The sequence below is a fragment of the Peptacetobacter hominis genome, assembly GCF_006861675.1.
Taxonomy (GTDB): Bacteria; Bacillota; Clostridia; order Peptostreptococcales; family Peptostreptococcaceae; genus Peptacetobacter; species Peptacetobacter hominis.
In genome coordinates, this window is sequence record NZ_SGJB01000001.1 from 235,003 (window position 1) to 258,539 (window position 23,537).

Consider the following 23,537-nt stretch of genomic DNA (forward strand, 5'->3'; position numbering starts at 1 on the left):
AGGGTATATATGGATAATAAAGAAAGATTATTAGCAGAGCTAGATAGATGTGTTCTTGAAATGGAGGACGAGGATGTTATTGATGTAGCAAGAGAGTATGTTAAATCAGGGTATGATGCATATGATGGTATAACAGATGGACTTGCAAAAGGTATGGAAAAAGCTGGAGATTTATTTGAAGAAGAAGAATATTTTGTTCCGGAACTTCTTATATGCTCTGATGCAATGTATAATGGTCTTGAGGAATTAAAACCATACCTTAAGCAGAATACTAGCGAAGAAAAATGTAATATAATAATCGGTGTTGTTGAAGGAGATACGCATGATATAGGAAAAAATCTTGTAAAAATAATGATGGAAACTGCTGGATTTAAAGTATATGATCTTGGAAGAGATGTTGCAGTAGAATCATTCATAGAAAAAGTAAGAGAACTAGGTAGTGGAATAGTTTGTATGTCAACATTAATGACGACAACAATGCCGAATATGAGTAAGGTAATAGATGCGCTTGAAGAAGAAGGTCTTAGAGATTATGTAAAAATAATGGTAGGGGGAGGTCCTTTATCACGATCTTATGCGGAGCGTATAGGAGCAGATGCATATACAAGTAATGCAGCAGAAGCTGCTAAAAAAGCAAAAGAGCTTGCTGATGAACTAAAGAGAAATCAATAATACTAAATAGCTATTGATTGTTAAAAAATGAAGTAAATCCAATTTTTGGATACTAATTTCAATTTGCCTTTAAGCAATTGACAAGGATTGATTCCTATACTCAATAGGAGTCGATCCTTTTAATTTTACCGTTATTTTTTTATGTATTGTAATGTTTGATATAATCCTCTATAGATACCTTCAATTCTTCTAATGTTTTAAATGTATTTTTATGTCCATAGAACATATAATTTTCTATTTTTCAAAATGAATTTTCTATATGAGAGTTATCAAGACATTTTTCTTTTCTCTATATAGATTGGTGGATACTATAATTTTTCTATATACATCCATTTGATATTGCTATTCTTGTTCAGAATGTAGTTTAAGTTCGGCAAGGTTCTCATATTTGGTGAATACTACAAAGCAGATCTTTTACCTGTTTAAGATTAGGGATTATAGATATGTTAAATGACGCAATTTACTTGTTATGCAAATATAAAATTGGAGATAGATAAAGTTTCTTTCATAATATGTTCTGTGATTTTCTCTGCTAACAATCTTATCAAGAGATAGTTTTTTACAGCTTTACTTATGTTGCCATTGTATGATTTGTATTTCATTTTCGATGTTTCTGCATATAGCCTATTATTGACATAAGTCTTTTAACCTTCTTATGATTTACTAAGTATCTTCTGTTTTTTAATTCCAAGGTTATTCTACGATATCCTAGTATTTTGAATAAAAATTTTTTATAAAAATAAAAAAAGGATATTTAAAAGTTTTGTAGAAATGTATATAGTATTTCGTATATGAGAGGACATATACATTTGCAAAGGATGTGATTTAATGGCTTGTACAGAAGTAAAAAAATCTGTAGATAAAGAAAAAATAAAAAAAGCTGTAAGAGAGATACTCGAAGCAATAGGGGAAGATCCTGATAGAGAAGGACTTATAAATACTCCAGATAGGGTGGCGAGAATGTATGAAGAAATATTCTGTGGTATGTTTCAGGATCCGAAAGAGCATCTAAAAGTAACCTTTGAATCGGAAAAATACGAGGAAATGGTAGTTGTAAAAGATATACCATTTTATTCATGCTGTGAACATCATCTGGTTCCATTCTTCGGAAAGGCACATGTTGTATATATTCCAAAAGATGGTAGACTGACAGGTCTTTCAAAGCTTGCAAGGGTAGTCGAAACAATAGCAAAAAGACCTCAGCTTCAGGAAAGAATCGCAAAGGATACAGCGGATACAATAATGAGTGAACTTAAACCATATGGAGTAATGGTGGTTATAGAAGCTGAACATATGTGTATGACTATGAGAGGTGTAAAAAAACCTGGTTCAAAAACTGTTACATCTGCTGTAAGAGGTGTTTTTGAAAAAAACATGGCTGTAAAAAGTGAAGCAATGAGCCTTATAATGATGAAATAAAATATAAATCCTGGAGGTTGAAATGTTTGAATTTGGTAAAAGAACATATATAATGGGTATATTGAATGTTACACCGGACAGTTTTTCTGACGGTGGAGATTTTTCATGTATAGATAATGCAATGAAACATGCGTATGAAATGGAGGCCCAGGGAGCGGATATTATAGACATTGGAGGAGAATCAACCAGACCGGGACATTCATATGTGGATGCAGATGAGGAACTGAAAAGAGTTATTCCGGTCCTTAAAAAGATAAAAAGTGCTATAAATTTACCAGTATCTGTTGATACATATAAGGCATCAGTTGCTGAAGAGTCTCTAAAAAATGGTGCGGATATGATAAATGATGTATGGGGACTTACTGCTGATGAAAATATGGCAAATGTAATAGCAGAATACGATGCATGGGTATGCATTATGCATAATCAGAATGGAACAGAATACAATAAAGATATAATGGATGAAATATGTGACTTTCTAGAGAAAAGCATTGAAAAGGCTATAAGTGCAGGGATAGACAGAAATAAAATAGTAGTAGATCCGGGAATAGGTTTTGGAAAAACATATGAGCAGAATCTTGAGGTGCTGAGAAGACTTGGGGAACTTAAAAAGCTTGGATATCCTATACTTCTTGGAACATCAAGAAAATCTGTAATAGGAAATACGCTGAATGTAGCTCCTAAAGAGAGAACTGAGGGCACTATTGCAACGACAGTACTTGGAATAAGAGATGGAGTTGATATCGTGAGAGTCCATGATGTGCATGAAAATCTTATGGCGGCAAGGATGACAGATGCAATATACAGATAGATATGATAGGAGATATTTATGGATAAAATAATTCTTGATGGAATGGCATTTTATGGATTTCATGGTCTTCTGGATGAAGAAGCGGTTCTTGGTCAGAAATTTTTTGTGGATGTAGAAATATACACTGATACCAAAGAGGCTGGAAAGACAGATGATATGAACAAATCTATAAGTTATGCTGATGTTTATGATTTAGTAAAAATGCATACAGAGGAGAAAAGATATAATCTTATAGAGGCTCTTGCAGAAAATATAGCTTCAGATATACTTGAAAATTTTGAAAGAGCAAACTCTGTATCTGTAAAAATAAGAAAAAAGGAAGCTCCTGTAAGAGGAATATTCAATTATATGGGAGTTGAAATAAGGAGAGATAGAAATGAATAAGGTTTATCTGGGTCTTGGAACCAATATGGGAAATAGACTTGGCTACCTTAGTAGAGCATGCGACATAATAGAAAATGACGAAAGAGTATTTTCTGTTGAAAAATCCGACATATATGAAACGGAAGCATGGGGATATACTGAACAGAATGATTTTCTGAATATGTGTATACGTATATATACAGATATGAATCCTCAGGAAGTTCTTCGTATGTGTCAAAGTATAGAGGAAAAACTGAACAGAAAAAGAATAATAAAATGGGGGCCAAGAACAATTGATGTGGATGTACTCTTGTTTAATGATGAGAAAATTAATGATGATAATCTAAAAGTTCCACATCCATATATAAATCAGAGAGGTTTTGTGCTTAAACCTCTTATGGATCTCGATGAAGATATTAATGTAGAAGGCAAGAATATAGTAGAATCATTTGAATTACTTGATGAAAAAGACAAAAACGGAATAAAATTGTACAAACTGCCTGAAGATAATATTTTTATTAATCAGAAAAAAATCAGAATCCATTCGCCTTCTGGAAAAACTGTCATCGAATTTGGCAGGGATAATATAGTAATCGCTGGCCCTTGTGCTATAGAGAGCTATGAACAACTTCTTGAAACGGCAAACTCTGTCAAAAGAAGCGGAGCAAATATTTTAAGAGGAGGAGCTTTTAAGCCTAGAACATCGCCAAGGTCGTTTTCCGGACTAAAAAAAGATGGTCTTGAAATTCTTAAAAAAGTAAGAGAGATAACAGATATGCCTGTAATAACTGAGGTTATGGATATAAGGGACATAGATATGATATATGAAACTGCAGATATACTTCAGATAGGCTCTCGAAATATGCAGAATTTTTCACTTCTGAAAGAAATCGGTAAACAGGACAAACCGGTAATGTTGAAAAGAGGTCTTTCTGCTACAATAAATGAATGGATTTGTTCTGCTGAATATATAGCAGCAGAAGGAAATGAAAATATAATAATGTGTGAAAGAGGTATAAGAACATACAGCGATTATACCAGAAATACAATGGATATATCTGCAATTCCAGTAATCAAAGAAAAAACAGGTCTTCCTGTAATTGCAGATCCAAGTCATGCAACCGGTATAAGAAATCTTGTAGAACCAATGGCTCTTGCATCTATAGTTGCCGGAGCAGACGGAATAATGACTGAAGTACATCCTGAACCAGAGGAAGCTCTATCTGATGGAGAACAGTCGCTTACATTTGATATGTTTGATGAAATGATGAAAAAAATCGATAAAATAAGAAAAATTAATCTTTAAAAAAGGAAATTCCAATAATAAGTCGAATAATTATAATATTAAACATTGACAAAGATAAAATATCATGTAAAATAGAAATGTTAAGACAAAAAATCACGTTTAAAAGATTTTACTGAAACCAAAATCATAGAAGGGTGTGTTAGTATGAATGATATGAAGGAAATCATAGACGAGATTAAAGCCAGATGCGATATAGCAAGTATAATTTCAGATTATATAAAAATAAATCCATCAGGCGGAAATTACAAGGGTTTATGTCCTTTTCATGTTGAAAAAACACCCTCTTTTTATATTAATACATCGAAACAGATCTACAAATGCTTTGGATGTGGTGAAGGTGGAGATGTTATAAATTTTATAATGAAAATTGAAAATCTTGATTTTATGGACGCGGTTAAACTTCTTGCATCCAGATGTGGTATAGATATAAATTTCAATATGGATGAAGATACAAAAAAGAAAATCGAGCTTTCTAAAAAATATCAGGATATACATGTTGAAGCAGCGAGATTTTATTATGCGCAACTTATGAAATCAAAGAATAGAGGCTATGATTATCTGAGAAACAGAGGGCTTGACGATAAGACAATAAAGAGCTTCGGACTTGGTTTCGCGCCTGATGGATGGAGCAGTCTTATAGATTATTTAACAGAAAATAAAGGTTATTCGATAGAAGAACTTATGGAGTGCGGTCTCGCGGGGAAAAGCACAAAATACGAGGATAGATATTATGATAAATTCAGAAATCGCGTTATGTTTCCTATTTTTGATTATAGAGGAAATGTAATTGGATTTGGGGGAAGGGTTCTTGATGATTCTCTTCCGAAGTATTTAAATTCTCCAGATACTCTGATATTCAATAAAAGACATAATCTTTATGGTCTCAATTTTGCCAGAAAGAATATAAAGGATAGGACTCTTATACTAGTCGAAGGATATATGGATCTTATATCGCTCAATCAATATGGTATAAAAAATACTGTCGCAACTTTAGGAACTGCTATAACTCAGCAGCAGGCATCTCTTATAAAAAGATATGCGGATGTTGTTATTATATCGTATGACTCCGATGAGGCAGGTATAAAGGCTGCTATAAGAGCTATAGACATACTTCAGAAAGAGGGATTATCAGCAAGAGTACTTAATCTTTCAGATGCTAAAGATCCTGACGAGTATGTCAGAAAATATGGTGTAGCTAATTATAATAAAGCTGTAAAAGAATCCATTGAACGGACAAAATTCAGAATAGATATAATGAAAAGAGATTTTGATATAGATAATGGAGAAGATGCGATAAAATTTGCAAGAAAAGCGGCAAATCTTATAAAATCTATAAAAAGTCCTGTAGAGATAGATTATTATGCAGGATATGTAGGAAAAATAGCCGGGATAGATGTTGAATCAATAAAAAAAGAAATTTATGGAAAATCATATACGGCGAATAGAAAAAGCGGTAAAAACAATACAAGTTTAAAAAATGAAAAGATTCACATAGAAAAAATGAGTGCCATAGAGCATGGCGAAGAAAATACGGAGGCATTGCTTTTAAAGTCTATGCTTGAAAAAAGAGATATAAGGGAAATAGCGTCTCTTAAACTTGATTATGATGATTTTATATCTGAGGATGCCCAGAAGGTATTTAAAGAGATATTAGAATATGATTCAAAGGAAGAATCAGAAAGAATAGATATTAAAGAAATAAACATACCAGAGAATTACATGAATTTGCTACAGAAAACAGAAATATCAGCAATAGATATATTCAATAGAAAAGAAGTAGAAGAGATGATAAGAAATGTAAAGAAAAATGGTATGAAAAATAAAATGGAATCACTTGTTGTAAAGCAGGCAGAGCTTGAAACAAAGAGAAAAAGTCTTGGCTCTGAACAAAAAACAGAATTGAAAGAGGTTGATGTTGAGATTATGAATATTGCTCTACAAATAGTTGAAATGAACAAGAGATTAAGAAGTTTATAGGAAGGGGGTCAATCTTGTGGCAGATAGCGTAAAAAACAAAGGAAAAAATATAAACGATGAACTTAAGGAAAAAGCCAGTATACTTATGGCTAAGGGTAAAAAAAGAGGCTCACTTACTTTTGAGGAAATAAGTGATACTTTTGAAACTGTCGAACTTGACAAGGCACAGATGGAAAATCTATATGAGACTTTACAGAATGTAGGTATAGAGCTTATAGATGAAAAATCTCAGAACAGTGGTGCTGAATTTGCAGCAGGAAGAGATGATATGGAACTTGATAGTATCGACGATTTATCTGGTGAAGATGACAAAGACTCATCAGAGGAAGGTGAAGCTGTAGATTTAAGTTTACCAAAAGGAATAAGCATAGATGACCCTGTAAGAATGTATCTTAAGGAAATAGGAAAGATACCCCTACTAAAACCTCACGAGGAAGTTGAATATGCGAAAAGAATGCATGAGGGAGACGAACTTGCAAAACAGAGACTTGTAGAGGCAAACCTTAGACTTGTTGTAAGTATAGCGAAAAGATATGTAGGTAGAGGAATGCTTTTCCTTGATCTTATACAGGAAGGAAACCTTGGTCTTATAAAAGCCGTTGAAAAATTTGACTATACAAAAGGTTATAAATTCTCAACATATGCAACATGGTGGATAAGACAGGCGATAACACGTGCAATTGCTGACCAGGCAAGAACAATAAGAATACCTGTACACATGGTTGAAACAATAAATAAACTTATAAGAGTTTCAAGACAGTTACTTCAGGAACTTGGTAGAGATGCAAAACCTGAGGAGATAGCAAAAGAAATGGATCTTTCAGAAGAAAAAGTAAGAGAAATCATGAAGATAGCTCAGGATCCGGTATCTCTTGAAACACCTATAGGAGAAGAAGAAGATTCTCATCTTGGAGATTTTATACCAGATGATGATGCGCCAGCTCCAGATGTTTCAGCGGCATATTCGCTTCTAAAAGAACAGATAGAAGAAGTTCTTGGTTCTCTTAACGAAAGAGAGCAGAAAGTTCTTAAACTTAGATTTGGTCTTGAAGATGGACGTGCAAGAACACTTGAAGAAGTTGGTAAGGAATTTGACGTTACTAGAGAGAGAATAAGACAGATAGAAGCAAAAGCACTTAGAAAGCTTAGACATCCAAGTAGATCTAAAAAGCTTAGAGACTATCTTGATTAATAAGAAATTATTATTTTGTTATAGGAAAGGATACGCCTTGTTATAGGCGTATTTTTTCTATATAATAATATAATGAGCAAAATATCGAAAAGGAGAAATAAATTGAAGATAACAGATAGACTTTTAAAAATAGCATCTTTTGTATCTGAAGGCAAAAGAATAGCTGATATAGGAACTGATCATGGATATATACCAGTATATCTTTTAAATAAAGGTATAATACCATTTGCAATACTTGCAGATATAAACAAAGGACCTCTTGAAAATGCAAGAAAAGAAGTAAGACATAACGGTCTTGAAAATAAAACAGATTTAAGACTGGGATCTGGTATAGAAGTACTTGAAAAAGGCGAAGTGGATGAAATAATAATTGCAGGTATGGGTGGTGCGCTTATAGCTGAACTTCTTGAAGCAAAAAAAGAAGTTGCTCACAGTGCAGAAAAACTTATACTTCAGCCAATGCAGGCACAGGATGAACTTAGAAAATATCTTTTAAACAATGGATACGAAATAATGGAGGAAGTACTTGAAAACGAGGACTTCAGAATATATGAGATAATGATTGCAAGATATACTGGAAAAAATAATACTCCAGAAGATGAAATATATTATGAGGTTGGAGAAAAACTTCTGGAAAATAAAAACGATCTTTTTGTCAAATTTATAGAGAAAAAGATAAATACCAATAAATCAATACTGGAAAAACTGGAAGGAATAGACAGTGAAAATATTATATCGAGAAAATGTGAAGTAGAGGAAAAAATAAAAAAACTTTCAGATATGATATAGCATTAAAGAAAGGATGATATTATGAAATTAAGAGAAATAATTGATACTATAGAAAGTTCTTATCCTACTCATCTTGCATATGATTGGGATAATGTAGGACTTATGGTAGGAGATTATGAACACGATATAGAAAAAATAATGACTGTTCTTGAAGTGAATGAAGATGTTGTAGATGAAGCTATTGAAAAAAATGTGGATCTTATAGTTTCGCATCATCCATTTATATTCGGAAAAATAGCAAAGGTTAACAGTGAGACTCTAAAGGGAAGGCTTATACAGAAACTTATTAAAAATGATATAGATGTATATTCTATGCATACAAACTACGATATAGCATTTGATGGACTTAATGATTATTTCATGGAAATAATCGGTATAGGAAATACAAAAGTTCTTGATGCTATAGATTCGGACGAATTCTACTATGACGGTAAAAAATACGGTATAGGAAGAATAGGGGAGCTGAAAGAAAAAACAACTCTAAGAGAATTCTGCAAAAGATTAAAAAATATACTTGAGAGTGATTGTGTAAGAGCAGTAGGTAATCCTGATGCATCTATACAGAGAGTAGCTGTTGTTACAGGTGCAGGATCTGAATTTGCATCAAAATCTATGGCTATGGGAGCAGATGTAATAGTAACAGGAGATGTAAAATATCATGAAGCCCAGGATGTGTACGATGCAGGTATGAATATGATAGATTGCGGTCATTTTGATACAGAAAACATATTTAAAGATGTTATGTACAGATTCCTTTCATCTGAAATAAGCGACGTTGAGATAATAAAAAGTGAAGTTAATCTTAATCCATTTAATATAATTGTATAGAGTAAAAGGGTGGAAAATTTTATCCACCCTTTTTTATATTAATTTATGAAACTGCTATTGAAAATATAATTGAAACGACAATCAGAATAATTACAGCTGCTACCGATAATTTACCATATATATTTCCGATATTTACAGTCCAACCTATTCCAAATCTTTTCTGAACAAATACTGATGGATCATCTGGATTGTTGTATATGCTTCCTATAATCCAATATTTTTCTTCATCGTCTGGTGTATAAGACGATGAAATACTTCCTCTTTTTAATTTTGTTGAAAAATAAAGCATTGGAAACATTGAAACGAATAGAAAAACAACGCATGCAATCATTATTCCAGGAGGAATTGAGCCCCATATAGGAGCAAGTACTATAGCAGATAACATAACAGCTATAGATATCTCAAGGATAAGCATTGATGCAGCAAGTCCTTCAAAATAGAAAAGACATTTTTTTATACTTTCAACAGTATCATTATGATTTATTTTAATCCTTGCTCTAAGAGAAAATAAAGTTGATGCAGGTATAATTATATTCACAAGAGAAATCAGTGCTATATTTGAATAATAATTAAAAGGAGTATTTTCTACAAATCTGTCGGCTTCACCGCTGAATCCATAGTGTACAGGTATAGGACCATCTACAAGTCTGTAATTAAAAGCTGCATAAATAGCTATTATAATTGAAATACAAAGGGGTATCATATATATATAAGTGTATTTTTTTATAATTCTGTTTTTCTCTGATAAAAATTCAATATCCTGTGTCTGAATTTTGCTTTTATCAAGCAGTGATTTAATTTCTGTTATATGAGAGTTTTTAAACTCAAGTATACGTTTGTATGTACGATAATATACTATAAAATCGACTAATACAGATGCCAGAAGAGGTAAAGTGATAAAAAATACACTTAAGCCATCATATGAATTACCACATAATATGCTGAATATAATCTGCATAACAGAAAACAGTATTCCTGATATTATAATTGATTTTTTATAAGATCTTTCGCAGTTTATAAGCTCATCAGTTTTTCTGAATTCAAATGGTATATAAACTCCGTAGAAAATTCTTTTTCCTGAAAGTCTCTGCATATTTAAATACAGTATAGTTATAAATATTATTGTAGGTAGATAGACAAGGACTGATATTAAGTTTGTCATTTTTCTGACACCTCGCATTCATCGTATATTTTTCCGCATAGATCAATAAATGATTCTTTATCCATACCTGAAAGAAAAGCTTCATATACAAGTATCTCCAGTTTTTTCTCTATATCAGAAAAAGTTTTTTCGTCCGGTTCAAGGGGAAGATTGGCCACTATGGCTCCTTTTCTTCTATCTATATTTAAAAACCCGGAATCTTTAAGCTCGTTATAGGATTTATTAACAGTATGCAAATTCACTCCTATGCTTTCTGATAGATTTCGTACTGATGGAAGAGACTCGCCTTTGTGAAGTTCTCCTTTTGCAATTGATTTTAAAATGCTTTCTTTTATTTGTATATATATAGACCTATCGCTGTTGAAATCCAGATTTATCTTCATAGAACCACCTCCTGTTATATATATTATAATTGTTATATATAATATATAACAATTATAATAAAAGGTCAATATGGACAAGGTAATTTTCTGAAAATTTACTGTTAAATCATTGAAAAAAATGTTAAAAAATGTTAATATATAAGTGAAAAGATGGTGGTGTAAAACACGAGTTGACGGGTTTTACTCTACCTGAGTAGTGGAATAGCGAAAAGGAGCGGGACACGAGTTGACGGGTTCTGCTTTTTAAATGTAAAAAAGCTGTGCGTATTATATACGCTACAGCCTTTTTTATTTCATGCCTATAAACATTCCTATTACATATGGAATAAGCCATATTGCCCATACTGCAATACTGAATTTATGGAAAGTTTTCTTTGACTCTTCGCTTCCTCTGATAAGTATAACAGTTGCCCATACTGCATGGAATGCCATAAGAAGAAGTGCTACTAATCCGGTTATACCGTGAAGATCAAAATTAAAACCTTCTCCAGCTATTTTTGACATAAGAGTTGTGCCAGAAGTATCAAAAACAAATCCTGCCCAGAATACAGCAGCATGCCATTTTTTCAGTTTTCCTGATTTTCTTTCTGAGAACACCCCGATTGTATAAAATACAAGCGCAAGAGTTATACAGATAACTGCATAAATTAAAAGACCTGACATATTATAATTCCTCCTTTTTTCTTATATGATTTATATAATTTAAACCGAAAACAGCTCCTGCAAGAAATAAAGCAGAACCTAGTCCAGTATAAAAAACTGCAATAAATTTCAATGGCATAAGTTTGAATGTGCGTATACATATACCAAAACTCATCATAAACGCCATAATCATAAATGATTTTTTATCGAAAAATTTAAGGAAAAACTGATATTCCTCGTCATAAGATATAATTCTAAGTGTATGTTTCGATGTAAGTTTTGAAAAAACCAAAAACCAGAATAAAGAAAATATAATCAAAGAAGTTATGATGTTTATAATGTTTACATATCCTATATAAGAAGAAATACCTATTTTAAGTATATTAAAACCTGCAATAGCCCAAACAAGACAGGCTATAATAAGAAGATTTTGCTTTCTTATATTCATATTGTATACCTCCTCGAAATTTATGTGAACATAGTTCATGTTGGGTGATAAAATTCCCGCATAATAAAGCGGGCTAATAAAGATATTTTTCTGCAATTTTAAGTATACCTCTATAGTCATGATGAAGAGTTATAGTATTCGATATAAATAATTCGAATATAAAATCAACAAATATTTCAGCTGTCATATTCTCATCAAAAGCGTCAGGTGATATTGAAGAATCATTTAAAAGAACAAAAATAAGATTATTCTTTATCTTTTGTATGTACTTTGACATGCTTTTTACCGCAGCGGATTTATCTTCCGGAGCAAATGCCACTGCATGTGTGAGAATAAACTGTGGATATTTTCTGGCGCTTTTGTCAATGCTTTCAAATAAATATGAAATTGATTTTATAAAGTTATCTGAACTGAATCCATCTCCCGGAACATCAAAAATATCCATCCATATTCCCTCTGTAACAGAACATAAAAGATCGGATTTAGATTCAAAATAATTATAAAGAGCACCGACAGAAATTCCACATTCAGCGGCAACACTTCTCATATTTATAGAAGATATACCATTCTTTTGAACCATTTCTGTACAAACATAAATAATTTCCTTTCTGGAAGTAATTTGTGGATTCAAAATATCATCTCCTCTATATGAACATTGTTCATATAAATTGTATATGCAGCATCAATAAAAGTCAACTCTTTATTAAAAAAAGAGAATCCTACAGGATTCTCTCTATAATATTATAAGGTTCAATTATTTCAAAAAGTTCTTCAGCTATTTTCTTGTGCTTATAGTTATCTTTTTTTATGTTATGCATAAGTTTCATGTTTGAGGTGTATGCACAGACATCCGCAATCTGAATATTTACACTTTCATAACTTTTTTTCTGCATTATTTCGGAACTTATTCGATTATTTGGATGTTCAATAACATATGGAACAGTAAAATTTTCAACTGTATAATTTCCCTCATCTGCAATAATACATGCGTATTCATCATTTTTCTCAAGATAATGAAAAAGACTTTCCATCAGAGCCTCATTCATTCTTTTATTAAGAAGGGTATCACTTTCAGAAGATTTTCCGTGTCTGCAGGTAAATTCATGTTTATCACAATAGACAGTAAAAATCTGTATATTCAATTTGTCTATTATTCTAAGCACTCTTTTGATTGTATTTATTCTATCATCCTTATCGAGTATTATATATGGAATATCTCCTCTGATTATTTCAGAGCAGTGAAGCTCAAATTCTTCAGATATAACCATTTCCGTAAGAAGATGTGACAATTTATTTGATCTTCCAAATGTATAGGAATTTTTTTCGAATGCTGAATACATAGTGGCTTCTATTTTTTCCTTTAATCTGGATATTATAGTATTCATTTTATCAGATACATCATTAAAATCTGTGTTATCTATACACACAGCTGAAAGCAGATACACAGGCTGATCTAAATCTTTTAGACTTCTACTTCCGGAATCATCTATATATATGTTGATCAATTTAACTCCTCCAGTTTCAATTATTTGTGAATATTGAACAATCATATTCTATATAATAATCATAACATAATAATAGTTAAAATCAAAATATATTAAGAAAGCAGTGATTTTACAAGCACTTAAAACTATATTTATTGAATAAAAAAAGTGTTTAATATATAATGATATATAAAGTAAATAAGGAGGAAACAAAATGTATAACGAAATAAAAAAAGCAGCAGAGTATATAAAAGAAAAAATAGATGTAACACCAGAAATTGGACTTATATTAGGTTCAGGTTTAGGAGTAATTGCCGACAAAGTTGAAAATCCTATATCAATAAAATATTCGGATATACCTGGATTTCCTGAATCTACTGTAAAAGGTCATGCGGGGGAACTTGTTGCAGGTAAATATATGGGAAAAAATGTAATCGTGATGAAAGGTAGATTTCATTTTTATGAGGGACATTCTCAAAGGCTTATAGCAATGCCTGTAAGAGTTATGAAAGAATTAGGAGTAGAAACTTTAATAGTTACAAATGCAGCAGGTGGAGTAAATAGAGATTTTAAGGCTGGAAATCTAATGCTTATAAAAGATCATATAAATTTCAGTGGTTCAAATCCTCTTATAGGAGAAAATGATGACAAAATAGGACCTAGATTCCCGGATATGTCAGATGCATATAATTCCGAGTATAGAAAAACAGTAAAAAATATTGCCGAAAGAATAGGTATGGACTTAAAAGAAGGGGTGTATATGTTTTTCTCAGGTCCAAACTATGAAACACCTGCAGAAGTTAAAATGGCTGGAATAATGGGAGCTGATGCGGTTGGAATGTCTACTGTTCCTGAAGTAATAACGGCTGTACACTGTGGTATAAAGGTTATCGGTATTTCATGTATATCCAATATGGCGGCGGGAATACTTGATGAAAAACTAAACCATGAGGATGTAATAGAGGTAACCAATAGAATAAAATCTGATTTCATAAACCTTGTATCTGAAATAGTAAGTGAAATTTAACAGCGATTATTCAATAAAAATATTTTTTGCATAAAATTATTAAAAAGTTATATTTTTTTGTTTGAGACTCAAAAGAGCGGGTATATAAATACCATAACAAAGATAAATAAAATCTTTAAACAATAAATAATTTAGAATGATAAGGTTAATGGAGGATTTAGTTATGAAAAAATGGATATGTACAGTATGTGGATATATACATGAAGGAGATGCTGCACCAGCTGAGTGTCCAGTATGTAAGGTTGGACCAGAAAAATTCGAGGAAATGGCTGGAGAGAGAGTTTGGGCTGACGAACACAGAATAGGTGTTGCAAAAGGTGTTGACGAGGAAATAGTTGAAGGATTAAGAGCAAACTTCACTGGTGAATGTACAGAAGTTGGTATGTATCTTGCAATGTCTAGACAGGCAGACAGAGAAGGATACCCAGAAGTAGCAGAAGCTTACAAAAGAATAGCTTTCGAAGAAGCTGAGCATGCTGCAAAATTTGCTGAATTATTAGGAGAAGTTGTTGAGACTTCAACTAAGAAAAACCTTGAATTAAGAGTTGACGCTGAGTACGGTGCAACTGATGGAAAATTAAAATTAGCTAAGAGAGCTAAAGAACTAGGATTAGATGCTATACATGATACAGTTCATGAAATGTGTAAAGATGAAGCTAGACACGGTAAAGCATTCCTAGGATTATTAAACAGATACTTTGGTAAATAATACTTTATAATACTGCACACATTATGTGTGCAGTATTTTTTATGCAATAAAAGGGGGTATTATAAGCTGTCTTATATAATTAAATATATGAATACTTATATTCCTACAAAAATAAAAGTATTTATATATTTTCAATAATAAATTTCATATACTAGTATAATATGCATTTATGATGTATACTAATATTAAATAAAGTGAATTATCAAAAAATACAGTGTATTTAAATAAAATAGAGGGATGCATATGAGTGGATATATAGAATTCAAAGACGTAAAAAAAATATATCATATGGGAGAAATTGACATAGCCGCACTTAACGGAGTTGATTTTTCAATCGAAAAAGGAGAATGTGCAATAATAGTAGGTGCAAGTGGTGCCGGAAAAAGTACAATACTTAATATTCTTGGAGGAATGGATACTGTAACTTCCGGAATGGTTAAAGTTGATGGTAAAAGAATAGATGATTTTTCTGACAAAGAACTTATAACATACAGAAGGTATGATATAGGTTTTGTATTCCAGTTTTATAACCTTGTACAGAATCTTACAGCAAGAGAAAACGTTGAACTTGCGACACAGATATGTAGAAATCCATTGGATATTGACGATGTTATGAGAGATGTTGGACTTGAGGACAGAAAGGATAACTTTCCGGCACAGCTATCAGGCGGAGAACAGCAGAGAGTAGCAATTGCAAGAGCGATCGCTAAAAATCCTAAAATACTTCTGTGTGATGAACCTACTGGGGCATTGGATTATAATACAGGTAAAGCAATACTTAAGCTTCTTCAGAAAACATGCAGAGAAATGGGAATGACTGTAATAATAATAACACACAACCTTGCTATTGCACCTATGGGTGATAAGGTCATAAGAGTAAAAAATGGAAAAATTGAGAGTATAGAAATAAATGAAAATCCTGTTTCAGTGGAAAGGATTGAGTGGTAATTATGAAAAATGCGTTGAGAAAGGATATTATAAGAGATATAAAAAAATCCAGAGGAAGATTTCTTTCTATAATGCTTATAGTGGCACTCGGAGTTGCATTTTTCTCTGGTATAAAAATAACACCTCTTGTTATGAGAGATACAACAGATAAATATTATGACGAATATAACCTTATGGATATACGAGTTATTTCAACTTTAGGGCTTACAGATGAGGATGCCTCAGAACTAAAAAAAGTGGAAGGTGTAGATGGTGTATTCCGGTCAAACTCAATGGATGTTATAGCAGAAATTGATAATAGAGAAGATGTTATAACAGTTCATGGACTTCCGGATAAAGACAGCGGCAATAATTATATAAATAAAGTGAAGGTAGTAGAAGGCAGACTTCCTGAAAAACAGGGAGAATGTGTAATAATAAAACCAAAATACTCAGATATATCAAAGAATGTTGGAGACCGTATAGATATAAAATCAGGTACCGATGATCCTATAACAGATAGTTTAAAAAGCGATAAATATACTGTCACAGGAATAGTGGAAACCCCATACTACTTATCTTTTGAACTTGGAAGTACTTCTATCGGTGATGGAAGTGTAGATGGAGTAATGATGGTTCCTCAAAGTGATTTCAAGACAGAGGCGTTTTCAGAGATATATCTTACAGTAAAGGATGCAAAAGGAAAGAACTCATATTATGATGAGTATAAAAATACGGTTAAACAGGTTGAAAATAGAATAGAAAAAATTTCTGGGGCAAGAATTGATGCCAGATATAATGAGATTGTAGGAGAAGCGACTGCAAAGCTTAATGATGCAAAAAAAGAATACAATGATAAGAAAAATGATACCGAGAAAAAATTAAATGATGCTGAAGATGAAATAAAAAAAGGAAAACAGGAACTTGAAGATGGAAAAGCTGAGCTGGCATCAAAGAAAAAAAGTACAGAAAAACAGATAAAAGATGGATTTGCTGAAATTGAATCAGCACAGAAAAAGCTTGAACAGGCAGAGAAAGAATTAAATAAAGCCGAGGATAATCTGGCTGAAAAAGAAAATCAGGCAGATCGGGAGATTGAAAAAGCACAGGAGCAACTGAAATCTCTTGAGACTCAGATCAGTAATCTGAACCGGACGATATCCTCTCTTGAGGAGAGTCTTAAAAATCCTAATATTTCAGATGAAGAAAAAGATGCTATACAAAATAATATTTCTCAGAGTCAGAGTCGGTTAAATGAGTTAAAAGCACAGTATGATACAGGAATGGCTCAGATTAATCAGATACAGGAAAATATAGATTCCGCAAAAGAGCAGATTTCCACTCAGAAAGCGTATTTGAAAAATAATAAGGAAAAGCTTGCAAAAGAAAAAAGTAATTTATATACTATGCAGAAAAAAGCAAAAGTTGAATTTGAAAAAGCTGAGGCTGAGATAAAATCAAATGAAGAAAAGCTGAAAGATGCGGAGAGTGAACTTGAAGAATCAAGAAAAAAAGCGGAAGATGAGTTTAAAAAGGCGGAGAAAAAAATACAGGATGCCGAGGATGAGATTGAAAAAATAGAAAAACCGGAATGGTATATTCTAAATAGAGATAAATTATATTCAACTGCAGAATATAGCGGATGTACAGATAGTATAGATGCACTTGCAGCAATTTTCCCTGTATTTTTTGTACTGGTAGCTGCACTTGTTGCGCTTACTACAATGACAAGAATGGTCGATGAACAGAGAATAAATATAGGAACAATGAAAGCTCTTGGGTACAGTACCTGGGATATTGCTAAAAAATATATAGTATATTCGTTTTCAGCAAGTATAACAGGGTCTATCATAGGCCTTATGATAGGCTATACTGTATTCCCGATAATAATATATAATGCCTATGCGCTTATGTATACAGTTCCAGAAATACAGCTGGAATTTAATGTACCTATAGCTGCAGCATCTGTAATAGTTTCTATACTTGTAACTACTCTTGCAGCATTTGGAGCATGTTACAAAGAACTTATGGAAACACCATCAGTTCTTATGAGACCGAAAGCACCTAAGATAGGAAAAAGGATACTTCTTGAAAGAGTTCCATTTATATGGGGCAGAATAAGTTTTATAGGAAAAGTTACTCTTAGAAATATATTCAGATACAAAAAGAGATTCATGATGACAGTTCTTGGAATATCAGGATGTACGGCTCTTATACTTACAGGTTTTGGTATAAAAGATTCTATACAGATGATAGTGGATGGTCAGTTTGGAGAACTTTTTATATACGATGCATCTGTGACATTTGATGATGAGGAGTCATCAGAAAAACTAAGCGAACTTGAAGAGTATATAAAAAGTCAGAAAGATATATCAGAGTATACACTTTTTGGAAGTCAAAATGGAAAGGTTGTTCTGAATGATGAGGAAAAAAGTGTAACTATAATGATACCGGATGATAACTCCAAAATGGATGATTTTATAACCTTGAGAGAAAGAAAAGGTCACAATTCTATAAAACTCAAAGATAATGGAATTGTGATAAGTGAAAAAGCAGCCAGAAATCTTGGAGCATCTGTAGGAGATGAGGTAGAGCTTACAAATGAAAACGAGATAAAGAAAAAGGTTAAGATAACAGGTATAACAGAAAACTATACAAATCATTATGTGTATATGTCAAAAGAATCCTATAAAAACATATATGGAAGAGATCCTGAAATAAATACAGCACTTCTGAATATGAAAAAAGAACTTTCTTCTGATGATGAGGGAGTATTCTCTGAAAAAATAATAAATAGTACATGTGCGGAAGCTGTAAGTTTTAATACTGGTATAAGAGATAGTTTTTCAGATACAATAAAATCACTTAACTATGTAGTACTGCTTATGATAATATCAGCTGGTGCACTTGCATTTGTTGTACTTTACAATCTCAGCAATGTAAATATCTCAGAAAGAATAAGAGAAATAGCAACAATAAAGGTTCTTGGGTTCTACGATAGAGAAGTATCGCAGTACATATATCGTGAGAATGTGATACTTACAATTATAGGAACTATATTGGGGTTATTTATAGGAACAATTCTTCATCAATTTATAATGGTTACAGTAGAAGTTGAAAATATGATGTTTGGAAGAATAATAAATCCTATAAGTTATGTTATAGCAGCTGTACTTACAATAATTCTTGGAATTATCGTAAATTTTGCTATGAATAGGAAACTTAAGAATGTAAAAATGGTTGAATCTTTAAAATCAGTAGACTAGAAGAAGAATAAGAGTTAAAATATATAGGAAAGATTAAAAAGTTGACTGAAATAAAATCAGTCAACTTTTTATATCACATATAATGCGGAGGTGTAATATGCCTATAGTAGATGAAGTAGTAAATACTATAAAAAAACAGATTGCGAAGATGCTTCTTGGTAAAAAATACAGCGATTATTATGATATGGATGTTGTGTATGAACCAGATGAAGAAATATTTCTTATAACCTTAAAAAGACTTGTATTTGAGAATAAAATAAATGAGGCTGAAGAATATCTTTTTGATAGGGCTGAAAACAATCCTTCTGAAAACCTAAAGTATATAGCTATAGAGTTTTATACTATGGTCGCTGAGAAGTCAGATAAGGAACTTGAAGAAGCCGGATTTGAAAGAATAGAGATAAATACAGGAATAATGGACATTAGAGAAGTCCTGGATATAGAATAGCTTGAGAGGAGAATTTATGAATTATATAGATAGATATAAAGAGTGGATGGAGAATCCTTATTTTGATGACTCTGTAAAAAAAGAATTGAAATCTATTGAAAACAATGAGAAAGAAATAGAAGATAGATTTTACAAAGAACTTGAATTTGGCACAGCTGGACTTAGAGGTATCATAGAATATGGGACAAACAGAATAAACAAGTATACTGTGAGAAAAACAACATATGGTCTTGCGAGATATTTAATAAAAAATAATATTGAGGATATGGAAAAAGGCGTTGTAATAGCCCACGATAACAGATACAAATCAGATGAGTTCTGCAGAGAGGCAGCAGAGACACTTGCAGCAAGCGGGATAAAAGTATATATATTTGATAGTCTTAGAACCACACCGGAACTTTCTTTCCTTGTGAGATATCTGAAATGTGCAGCAGGAATAGTAATAACTGCAAGCCATAATCCACCTGAATACAATGGATATAAAGTATATGGACCAGATGGAGCGCAGATAATGCCTGAGATAGCAAATAAAATAGTGGATGAAATAGAAAATATAGATGATTATTCAAAAATACCTGTAATTGATGAAAAAAGCAGAAAATCTATAGAATATATAGGTGAAAAGGAAGACAAAGCATTTATAGAAGCTGTTAAAAAACAGATTTCAAGACCTGAGATAATAGAAACATACGGAAAAAATATGAAAATAGTATATACACCGCTATGTGGTACAGGAAATATACCTGTAAGAAGAGCTTTATCAGAAGTCGGTTTTAAAAATGTCATTACTGTGCCAGAAGAGGAGAATCCTGATTCTGAATTTTCAGGAATAGAGTATCCGAATCCTGAAGATCCTAAAGCACTTAAAAGAGCAGTGAAACTTGCCGAAGAAAAAGGGGCAGATCTTGTCATAGCGACTGATCCTGATTGCGATAGAGTTGGTACTGCTGTAAGGACTTCAAATGGAGAGTATGTACTTCTTACAGGAAATCAGATAGGTGGTCTGCTTGTAGATTATATAATAAGCTCGAGAAAAGAAAAAGGAGTTCTTCCGGAAAATGCAGTCATGGTCAAATCAATAGTTACATCAGAATTTGGAGCAGTTATAGCATCTGAAAATAATGTTGAAGTTGAAAATGTACTTACAGGATTCAAATTTATAGGTGAAAAGATGAGAGGCTATGAAAAAGAAGGAAATAAAGAGTTTATCTTTGGATATGAGGAAAGCTATGGATATCTAGCCGGAACTCATGCAAGAGATAAAGATGCGGTTGTAACTTCTCTTTTAATAGCAGAAATGGCGGCATATCATGTTTCAAAAGGAAAGACTCTTTATGAAGCATTAAATGATCTTTATGAAAAATACGGATACTATAGAGAAAAAACTGTATCTGTAACTTTAAAAGGAATAGACGGTGTAGAAAAGATAAAAAATATAATGACATCGTTTAGAAATAACCATCCTGATGAAATATCTGGAAAATCTGTTTCAGAAATACAGGACTTTAAACTAGGTGTAGAAGGATATCCAACTGCAGATGTTATAAAATATATACTTTCTGATGGTTCATGGATTGCAATAAGACCATCTGGTACAGAACCTAAAATCAAGTTCTATATAGCCATGTCGGGAAAAAGTGATGAAAAAGCAATAGACAGTTTAAAATCAGCAGAATCTTATATAAATGAAAGAATAAAGGATCTTATATAAAATAAAAACAGTACAGTCAATTTAGACTGTACTGTTTTTATTTTATATACTCTATGATTTCATCAATCTTATCAGCTGCATCAGATTTTCCAAGCTCATATATTACTTTTAACTTATCTACACTTTTTTCGAATCTATCTGCAACGGGAGGAACAGAAGGAGCTAATACAATAATTTTTTTCTGTTTTTCAAGTTCAAATAGAAAATTTCGTGTTTCGTTATATACGGAATCTCTTATATCAAGTGTTTTTATCATTTCCGGATATTTTCTAAGAATAGTTTTATATATAGGTCTGAAACTTTCTTTACTTTTGATATAATTTCTATCTCTGGTAAGAACGACAATTATTTTGTCGCATCCATCTGAAATAGCCTTTCTTATTGGAATTGGATCAGATGTACCACCGTCCAGATAAATCCCATCTCTGAATTTCACAGGTGGAGAAAAAACCGGTATGGAAGATGATGCTCTTAAAATAGTGGTATCATTATTTTCATATACATCTTTTCCAAAATATACAGGCTTGCCTGTTTTTACATCTGTAACACCAGTAACAAACTCACAATCTGACTTCAGAAATGTATCAAAATCAAACAAATCTATTTTATTTGGTATTTCATCGAATATAAAGTCCATACCAAAAAGAGAACCTGTTTTAATGAAGTTTGACACACTTAAATATCTTTTATCTGAGAGATATTCTGTATTTACTCTATAATTTCTTCCTGGTTGTTCTGATACATATGAAGTACCGGAGCATGCACCAGCAGAAACACCTATTATATAATCAAATTTTATATTGTATGAAGCGAAATAATCAAGGACACCGATAGTATAAAGACCTCTCATTCCGCCACCCTCAAGAACTAATCCTGTTTTCATAAAATCACCTCCGGAATAAGTATAAATACTATTATAACCTAAAATATTTTCCTAATAAAGAATAATTGGATTAATTTATATAAATAGACAAAGTACAGATTAAAATATATAATATTTATAATCATATAAAATTATAAGAAGGGAAGTTTTTGGTTTTATGATAGATAGAAAAAAGATGAACTATATATTTGGAAAGCTGAATTATAGTGAACTTAGCTCAAAATCGGCAGAAGTGGCTTTTTTCCTTACGCTTTCTATTTTCCCTTTTCTGATGTTTACAGTTTCAGCTGTAGCATATATACCGGCTCTTAAAATTGAATCTTATGTAGGCATGATAGAAAGAGTTATTCCAGGGCGGGCTACAGATTTTATTGTTCTAATTGTAAAATCAGCTGTAACAAACAGAGATACAAGATATCTGTTTCTGAGTTTTGCTATTACCATGTGGTCATTTTCAAGGGCTGTAAAAGCACTCATAAAGGGTATGAATAGAGCTTTTCTTTCACCGGAGACAAGATCTTTTATAAAGGTAATGTTTATTTCTTTTGTATTTACATTGATACTTGTTATTCTAATCTTTTCTTCGATGATACTTCTTGTATACGGTGAAAAACTTGGTCACCTTGTATTCGATTTTCTGCATATAGATAGAATCTTTATAAAAGTATGGGACATAACAAGATATGTTGTCGGTACTGTATCAACAGGACTGGTATTCTGTCTTCTCTATAAATATACTCCGAATATAAAGCTTAAAATTACAGAAGTTATTCCAGGAGCTGTATTTGCAACTTTGGGATGGTTTACTATGTCATTTATATATTCATTTTACACTAACAACTATTCAAATTATGAAGTTATATATGGAAGTTTTGAGGAAGTAATAGTTCTTCTTACATGGATATATCTGAGTAGTTGGGTTATTGTAATAGGATATGAAATAAACTCAAGGATATATAAGAGAAGAAGGAGAAGAGAGGGACACAGATTCAATATACATGCAGGAACTTATATAGACAATGCCCAAATTCAGAATTCTGAAAAAAGATATTAAAAGTATGTAAAAATATATTGACATGAGATTAATTGT

The 23,537-nt window shown here is 32.0% G+C and carries 25 protein-coding genes and 1 pseudogene; 17 read left to right on the forward strand and 9 right to left on the reverse strand.

Annotated features, from left to right (window positions below):
- The first annotated feature begins 9 nt into the window (after window positions 1-9).
- Entirely contained in the window at window positions 10-672 is a 663-nt protein-coding gene (locus EXD82_RS01095; protein WP_142535067.1) for a corrinoid protein, read from the forward strand.
- 139 nt (window positions 673-811) lie between these two features.
- On the opposite strand, the gene EXD82_RS10580 is transcribed toward EXD82_RS01095, so the two are convergent.
- Together EXD82_RS10580 and EXD82_RS10585 are read right to left on the reverse strand one after the other, a co-directional pair.
- Window positions 812-898, reverse strand: a complete 87-nt coding sequence (locus tag EXD82_RS10580; protein WP_142535103.1) for an IS3 family transposase — start codon at window positions 896-898, stop codon at window positions 812-814.
- 372 nt (window positions 899-1,270) lie between these two features.
- A complete protein-coding gene (locus EXD82_RS10585; protein ID WP_142535104.1) occupies window positions 1,271-1,426 on the reverse strand; it encodes an IS3 family transposase in 156 nt (51 codons plus the stop codon).
- A gap of 74 nt (window positions 1,427-1,500) precedes the next feature.
- Between EXD82_RS10585 and folE the strand changes: the two genes are divergently transcribed.
- The 9 genes and pseudogenes from folE to EXD82_RS01145 all read left to right on the forward strand — a co-directional run bounded on the left by folE (window position 1,501) and on the right by EXD82_RS01145 (window position 9,357).
- On the forward strand, window positions 1,501-2,091 hold the full coding sequence (gene folE / locus EXD82_RS01110; protein ID WP_142535068.1) for a GTP cyclohydrolase I FolE: 591 nt from the start codon (window positions 1,501-1,503) through the stop codon (window positions 2,089-2,091).
- 22 nt (window positions 2,092-2,113) lie between these two features.
- Window positions 2,114-2,902 carry a dihydropteroate synthase gene (gene folP, locus EXD82_RS01115; protein WP_142535069.1) on the forward strand — a complete coding sequence of 263 codons (789 nt, stop codon included), beginning with the start codon at window positions 2,114-2,116 and terminating at the stop codon, window positions 2,900-2,902.
- Window positions 2,903-2,920: 18 nt separating this feature from the next.
- A complete protein-coding gene (folB, locus tag EXD82_RS01120) occupies window positions 2,921-3,286 on the forward strand; it encodes a dihydroneopterin aldolase (RefSeq protein WP_142535070.1) in 366 nt (121 codons plus the stop codon).
- A pseudogene (gene folK / locus EXD82_RS10605) lies at window positions 3,279-3,662 on the forward strand (2-amino-4-hydroxy-6-hydroxymethyldihydropteridine diphosphokinase); the annotation flags it as partial. The gene folB and the pseudogene folK, both read left to right, overlap by 8 nt.
- A gap of 135 nt (window positions 3,663-3,797) precedes the next feature.
- Window positions 3,798-4,571: a 3-deoxy-7-phosphoheptulonate synthase gene (aroF, locus tag EXD82_RS10610; RefSeq protein ID WP_246081981.1), complete on the forward strand. Its 774-nt coding sequence runs from the start codon at window positions 3,798-3,800 to the stop codon at window positions 4,569-4,571.
- 144 nt (window positions 4,572-4,715) lie between these two features.
- Window positions 4,716-6,548, forward strand: coding sequence for a DNA primase (gene dnaG, locus EXD82_RS01130; protein ID WP_142535072.1), 1,833 nt, complete (start codon window positions 4,716-4,718; stop codon window positions 6,546-6,548).
- 16 nt (window positions 6,549-6,564) lie between these two features.
- Window positions 6,565-7,740: an RNA polymerase sigma factor RpoD gene (rpoD, locus tag EXD82_RS01135; RefSeq protein WP_142535073.1), complete on the forward strand. Its 1,176-nt coding sequence runs from the start codon at window positions 6,565-6,567 to the stop codon at window positions 7,738-7,740.
- Between the two features lie 102 nt (window positions 7,741-7,842).
- Window positions 7,843-8,529: a tRNA (adenine(22)-N(1))-methyltransferase gene (locus tag EXD82_RS01140; RefSeq protein WP_142535074.1), complete on the forward strand. Its 687-nt coding sequence runs from the start codon at window positions 7,843-7,845 to the stop codon at window positions 8,527-8,529.
- Window positions 8,530-8,550: 21 nt separating this feature from the next.
- Complete coding sequence (locus EXD82_RS01145; protein ID WP_142535075.1) at window positions 8,551-9,357, forward strand: Nif3-like dinuclear metal center hexameric protein; 807 nt, start codon at window positions 8,551-8,553, stop codon at window positions 9,355-9,357.
- A gap of 43 nt (window positions 9,358-9,400) precedes the next feature.
- On the opposite strand, the gene EXD82_RS01150 is transcribed toward EXD82_RS01145, so the two are convergent.
- The 6 genes from EXD82_RS01150 to EXD82_RS01175 form a co-directional block, all read right to left on the reverse strand.
- The gene (locus EXD82_RS01150; protein ID WP_142535076.1) at window positions 9,401-10,519 is read right to left on the reverse strand and encodes a DUF5808 domain-containing protein; all 1,119 of its coding nucleotides are present in this window, start codon (window positions 10,517-10,519) and stop codon (window positions 9,401-9,403) included.
- A complete protein-coding gene (locus tag EXD82_RS01155; protein ID WP_142535077.1) occupies window positions 10,516-10,902 on the reverse strand; it encodes a GntR family transcriptional regulator in 387 nt (128 codons plus the stop codon). Before EXD82_RS01155 ends, EXD82_RS01150 begins: the two co-directional genes overlap by 4 nt.
- Window positions 10,903-11,190: 288 nt before the next feature.
- A complete protein-coding gene (locus EXD82_RS01160; RefSeq protein ID WP_142535078.1) occupies window positions 11,191-11,565 on the reverse strand; it encodes an HsmA family protein in 375 nt (124 codons plus the stop codon).
- Between the two features lies 1 nt (window position 11,566).
- The gene (locus tag EXD82_RS01165) at window positions 11,567-11,992 is read right to left on the reverse strand and encodes a hypothetical protein (protein ID WP_142535079.1); all 426 of its coding nucleotides are present in this window, start codon (window positions 11,990-11,992) and stop codon (window positions 11,567-11,569) included.
- A gap of 73 nt (window positions 11,993-12,065) precedes the next feature.
- Complete coding sequence (locus EXD82_RS01170) at window positions 12,066-12,623, reverse strand: TetR/AcrR family transcriptional regulator (protein ID WP_142535080.1); 558 nt, start codon at window positions 12,621-12,623, stop codon at window positions 12,066-12,068.
- Window positions 12,624-12,711: 88 nt separating this feature from the next.
- Window positions 12,712-13,497 (reverse strand): DUF3800 domain-containing protein, encoded by a 786-nt coding sequence (locus EXD82_RS01175; RefSeq protein ID WP_174919121.1) that lies wholly within the window; start codon window positions 13,495-13,497, stop codon window positions 12,712-12,714.
- A 193-nt stretch (window positions 13,498-13,690) separates the two neighbouring features.
- Here EXD82_RS01175 and EXD82_RS01180 point away from each other — a divergent pair, with 193 nt between their 5' ends.
- From EXD82_RS01180 to EXD82_RS01205, 6 genes are all read left to right on the forward strand, one after another.
- On the forward strand, window positions 13,691-14,503 hold the full coding sequence (locus EXD82_RS01180) for a purine-nucleoside phosphorylase (RefSeq protein WP_142535082.1): 813 nt from the start codon (window positions 13,691-13,693) through the stop codon (window positions 14,501-14,503).
- 163 nt (window positions 14,504-14,666) lie between these two features.
- Entirely contained in the window at window positions 14,667-15,212 is a 546-nt protein-coding gene (locus EXD82_RS01185; protein ID WP_142535083.1) for an NADH peroxidase, read from the forward strand.
- A gap of 243 nt (window positions 15,213-15,455) precedes the next feature.
- Window positions 15,456-16,160, forward strand: a complete 705-nt coding sequence (locus EXD82_RS01190; RefSeq protein ID WP_142535084.1) for an ABC transporter ATP-binding protein — start codon at window positions 15,456-15,458, stop codon at window positions 16,158-16,160.
- Window positions 16,161-16,162: 2 nt separating this feature from the next.
- Window positions 16,163-19,405 (forward strand): FtsX-like permease family protein, encoded by a 3,243-nt coding sequence (locus EXD82_RS01195; RefSeq protein WP_142535085.1) that lies wholly within the window; start codon window positions 16,163-16,165, stop codon window positions 19,403-19,405.
- 97 nt (window positions 19,406-19,502) lie between these two features.
- Entirely contained in the window at window positions 19,503-19,853 is a 351-nt protein-coding gene (locus EXD82_RS01200) for a DUF6483 family protein (protein ID WP_142535086.1), read from the forward strand.
- Between the two features lie 16 nt (window positions 19,854-19,869).
- Window positions 19,870-21,564 carry a phospho-sugar mutase gene (locus tag EXD82_RS01205; RefSeq protein ID WP_142535087.1) on the forward strand — a complete coding sequence of 565 codons (1,695 nt, stop codon included), beginning with the start codon at window positions 19,870-19,872 and terminating at the stop codon, window positions 21,562-21,564.
- A 37-nt stretch (window positions 21,565-21,601) separates the two neighbouring features.
- Here EXD82_RS01205 and EXD82_RS01210 read toward each other — a convergent pair whose 3' ends face one another.
- Window positions 21,602-22,447, reverse strand: coding sequence for a patatin-like phospholipase family protein (locus EXD82_RS01210; protein WP_142535088.1), 846 nt, complete (start codon window positions 22,445-22,447; stop codon window positions 21,602-21,604).
- 157 nt (window positions 22,448-22,604) lie between these two features.
- Between EXD82_RS01210 and EXD82_RS01215 the strand changes: the two genes are divergently transcribed.
- Window positions 22,605-23,501, forward strand: a complete 897-nt coding sequence (locus EXD82_RS01215; RefSeq protein WP_142535089.1) for a YihY/virulence factor BrkB family protein — start codon at window positions 22,605-22,607, stop codon at window positions 23,499-23,501.
- The last annotated feature ends 36 nt before the right edge of the window (window positions 23,502-23,537 follow it).

Excerpts from the sequence above, each read along its gene's own strand:
- EXD82_RS01095 (WP_142535067.1), top strand. The coding sequence starts at position 10 with ATGGATAATAAAGAAAGATTATTAGCAGAGCTAGATAGATGTGTTCTT.
- EXD82_RS10580 (WP_142535103.1), bottom strand. The coding sequence starts at position 898 with ATGTTCTATGGACATAAAAATACATTTAAAACATTAGAAGAATTGAAG.
- folE (WP_142535068.1), top strand. The coding sequence starts at position 1,501 with ATGGCTTGTACAGAAGTAAAAAAATCTGTAGATAAAGAAAAAATAAAA.
- folP (WP_142535069.1), top strand. The coding sequence starts at position 2,114 with ATGTTTGAATTTGGTAAAAGAACATATATAATGGGTATATTGAATGTT.
- folB (WP_142535070.1), top strand. The coding sequence starts at position 2,921 with ATGGATAAAATAATTCTTGATGGAATGGCATTTTATGGATTTCATGGT.
- dnaG (WP_142535072.1), top strand. The coding sequence starts at position 4,716 with ATGAATGATATGAAGGAAATCATAGACGAGATTAAAGCCAGATGCGAT.
- EXD82_RS01145 (WP_142535075.1), top strand. The coding sequence starts at position 8,551 with ATGAAATTAAGAGAAATAATTGATACTATAGAAAGTTCTTATCCTACT.
- EXD82_RS01150 (WP_142535076.1), bottom strand. The coding sequence starts at position 10,519 with ATGACAAACTTAATATCAGTCCTTGTCTATCTACCTACAATAATATTT.
- EXD82_RS01155 (WP_142535077.1), bottom strand. The coding sequence starts at position 10,902 with ATGAAGATAAATCTGGATTTCAACAGCGATAGGTCTATATATATACAA.
- EXD82_RS01160 (WP_142535078.1), bottom strand. The coding sequence starts at position 11,565 with ATGTCAGGTCTTTTAATTTATGCAGTTATCTGTATAACTCTTGCGCTT.
- EXD82_RS01165 (WP_142535079.1), bottom strand. The coding sequence starts at position 11,992 with ATGAATATAAGAAAGCAAAATCTTCTTATTATAGCCTGTCTTGTTTGG.
- EXD82_RS01180 (WP_142535082.1), top strand. The coding sequence starts at position 13,691 with ATGTATAACGAAATAAAAAAAGCAGCAGAGTATATAAAAGAAAAAATA.
- EXD82_RS01185 (WP_142535083.1), top strand. The coding sequence starts at position 14,667 with ATGAAAAAATGGATATGTACAGTATGTGGATATATACATGAAGGAGAT.
- EXD82_RS01190 (WP_142535084.1), top strand. The coding sequence starts at position 15,456 with ATGAGTGGATATATAGAATTCAAAGACGTAAAAAAAATATATCATATG.
- EXD82_RS01195 (WP_142535085.1), top strand. The coding sequence starts at position 16,163 with ATGAAAAATGCGTTGAGAAAGGATATTATAAGAGATATAAAAAAATCC.
- EXD82_RS01200 (WP_142535086.1), top strand. The coding sequence starts at position 19,503 with ATGCCTATAGTAGATGAAGTAGTAAATACTATAAAAAAACAGATTGCG.
- EXD82_RS01205 (WP_142535087.1), top strand. The coding sequence starts at position 19,870 with ATGAATTATATAGATAGATATAAAGAGTGGATGGAGAATCCTTATTTT.
- EXD82_RS01210 (WP_142535088.1), bottom strand. The coding sequence starts at position 22,447 with ATGAAAACAGGATTAGTTCTTGAGGGTGGCGGAATGAGAGGTCTTTAT.
- EXD82_RS01215 (WP_142535089.1), top strand. The coding sequence starts at position 22,605 with ATGATAGATAGAAAAAAGATGAACTATATATTTGGAAAGCTGAATTAT.